3 protein-coding genes are annotated in these 2,842 nt (G+C 62.5%); 1 reads left to right on the forward strand and 2 read right to left on the reverse strand.

Features of this window, described 5'->3' with window-relative positions:
- Positions 1 to 230 (reverse strand): nitroreductase/quinone reductase family protein (locus VML93_RS20960; RefSeq protein WP_325613640.1); only part of this gene is annotated, 230 nt, incomplete at its 3' end.
- Between the two features lie 201 nt (positions 231 to 431).
- On the opposite strand from VML93_RS20960, the gene VML93_RS20965 reads away from it, so the two are divergent.
- Positions 432 to 2,171: an AMP-binding protein gene (locus VML93_RS20965; protein WP_325613642.1), complete on the forward strand. Its 1,740-nt coding sequence runs from the start codon at positions 432 to 434 to the stop codon at positions 2,169 to 2,171.
- A 16-nt stretch (positions 2,172 to 2,187) separates the two neighbouring features.
- On the opposite strand, the gene VML93_RS20970 is transcribed toward VML93_RS20965, so the two are convergent.
- The coding region (locus VML93_RS20970) for a S16 family serine protease (RefSeq protein WP_325613644.1) at positions 2,188 to 2,842 on the reverse strand (655 nt) is incomplete at its 5' end.

A 2,842-nucleotide genomic window follows, 5' to 3' on the forward strand; every position in this document is an offset into this window, starting at 1 on the left:
GCCGGGTTGGCCTTGATGTTGCGGACGTAGTCCGAATGCTCGCCGTGTTCGGAGACCATCCAGAACTGGTTGTCGATCACCTTTCCTCCGACGGCGGTGCGCCGTGGCTGTCCCGACTTACGTCCGGTGGTTTCGAGCATCGTCACCGGCAGCTGCCGGCCTACTGGATTGACCACCAGCCGTTGCATGCCGTGCACCATCCGCCGTTTGAGATCCTGAAGATCGGCCATAGCAGTGATTCTGCACGATCCGATCTTGGCGCAATGGGCCGCTTAGCGGATGTGTGGAGTAACCAACACGCTGGCCATCCAAGCTGACAGGTCTGGGAGTCCGCGGGGACCGCCGGCGGCAGGCCGCGCGGCGGGCTCACCCGCCTGCGGCCAAATCCGCGAAGCGCAGTGTCGCGGGCAGCCCAGCGGTAATGTGTTGTGGTGATAAAAAATTCCATTCCTGCAATGTTGCGCCAGTGCGTCAATGTGCACCCTAATGGCACGGCGTTTACATTTATTGATTACGAGCAGGACTGGGCCGGGGTCGCCGAGAGCCTGACGTGGTTTCAGTTGTATCGGCGAGCGCTTAATGTGGCACGGGAACTCAGACTTTGTGCATGCGCTGGCGACCGCGCGGTGATATTGGCCCCCCAGGGAGTCGATTACATCGTTGCTTTTCTGGGCGCACTGCAAGCGGGACTTATCGCGGTTCCGCTTTTGGTCCCGCTGGGTGGCGCCAGTGATGCGCGTGTTGATTCGGTGCTGCGCGACGCGACGCCCACTGTCATTCTCACGACATCTGCTGTCATAGGCCATGTCGCCCAGCATGTTACGCCGCAGCCGGGTGAACCCGCGCCATCAATCATCGAGGTCGATCTGCTGAATCTGGACTCTCCAATACGATCGGGCGCTGACGACGAAAATTGTCGGGACACGGCGTATTTGCAATACACTTCTGGATCGACTCGGCAACCGGCTGGGGTAATGATTTCCCATCAAAATCTGCTGTCCAATTTCTCCCAGCTGATGTCCGGCTACTTTGCGGACCGCGACGGCGTGGCGCCATTGGACTGCACTGTTGTGTCGTGGCTGCCGTTCTACCATGACATGGGTTTGTTTCTGGGAGTTTGCGGACCGATTCTCGGGGGCTTTCGGACCGTGCTCACGAGCCCGGTGGCGTTCCTGCAGCGGCCGGCGCGGTGGATGCAGTTGATGGCGAGCAATTCTGACGTATTTTCGGCGGCACCGAACTTCGCCTACGAACTAGCGGCACGCAAAGTATCGGACGACGACATGGCCGGGCTTGACCTCGGCGGCGTGCTCAGCATCGTCAGCGGTAGCGAACGAATACACCCGGCAACGCTCCGCCGCTTCATCGACCGGTTCGCCCCCTTCAATCTTGACGTCAATGCGCTACGCCCCTCATATGGGTTGGCAGAAGCGACGGTATACGTGGCGACCAGCAAAGCGGGTCAACCACCACAAATCGTTCACTTCGAGTCCGACAAACTCGCCGAGGGCCACGCAGAGCGATGTCCAAGCACGCAGGGCACTCCATTGGTCAGCTACCCCCTGCTGCCACCACCTGACGTGCGAGTCGTCGATCCCGAAACCCTGACCGAGTGTCCAGCGGGAACCGTCGGAGAGATGTGGGTGCACGGCGACAACGTCACCGTCGGCTATTGGCACAATCCCGACGAAACTGAGCGCACCTTCGGAGCGCGGCTGGTCACCCCGTCGGCCGGCACACCCGAAGGGCCTTGGCTGCGAACCGGAGATTTGGGCTTCATCTCTGAGGGCGACTTGTTCATCATCGGCCGCATCAAAGATCTGTTGATCGTTTACGGGCGCAATCATTCTCCCGATGACATCGAGGCAACGATCCAGGAGATCACCCTGGGCCGCTGCGTAGCGATCGCGGTTCCCGGCGATGATGTCGAGAAGCTGGTTGCCATCATCGAACTCAAGAAGCGGGGCGACTCCGACCAGGATGCGATGGACAAGCTGGGCGTCGTCAAGCGTGAAGTCATCGCGGCGGTATCGACCTCGCATGGTCTAAGCGTGTCCGATCTGGTGCTGGTATCCGCTGGCTCGATTCCCATCACCACCAGCGGCAAGGTCAGACGAGCCGAGTGCGTACAGCTGTACCGGCACGACGACTTCGTCCGCCTAGACGCTTAGGAACGTGCTCGCGGTATCAGGCAGCGGCCGGCGCTTTCTCAGCCGCGGGTTCGAGCGCCTGGGCGACGATCTCGGCGACATCGGTCATCGGCTTGACCGTCAGCGCGCCGAGCACCTCATCGGGCACGTCGTCCAGATCCGGCTCGTTGCGCTGCGGTATGAAAACCGTTGACAGACCGGCACGTTGGGCGGCCAGCAGCTTCTGCTTGACGCCGCCGATCGGCAGCACCCGGCCGTTCAGCGTGACCTCGCCGGTCATGCCGACGTCGGAGCGCACCTGACGACCGGTGGCCATCGACACCAGCGCGGTCACCATCGTCACACCGGCCGACGGGCCGTCCTTGGGCACCGCGCCCGCGGGCACGTGCACGTGGATGCGCCGGTCCAGCGTCTTCGGGTCGACACCCAACTCGGCGGCGTGCGAGCGCACGTAGGACAGCGCGATCTGCGCCGACTCCTTCATCACGTCGCCGAGCTGGCCCGTCAACTGCAGGCCCGGCTCGCCGTCGGTGGCGTTCGCCTCGATGTAGAGCACATCGCCACCGAGGCCAGTGACCGCCAGACCGGTCGCAACGCCTGGCACGGCGGTGCGCTCCTCCGATTCGGGAGTGAAGCGCGGCCGACCAAGGTACCCAACGAGATCCGGCTCGTCGATGGTCAACGACTCGGAC

This window comes from Mycobacterium sp. (genome assembly GCF_035499775.1).
Classification (GTDB): domain Bacteria; phylum Actinomycetota; class Actinomycetes; order Mycobacteriales; family Mycobacteriaceae; genus Mycobacterium.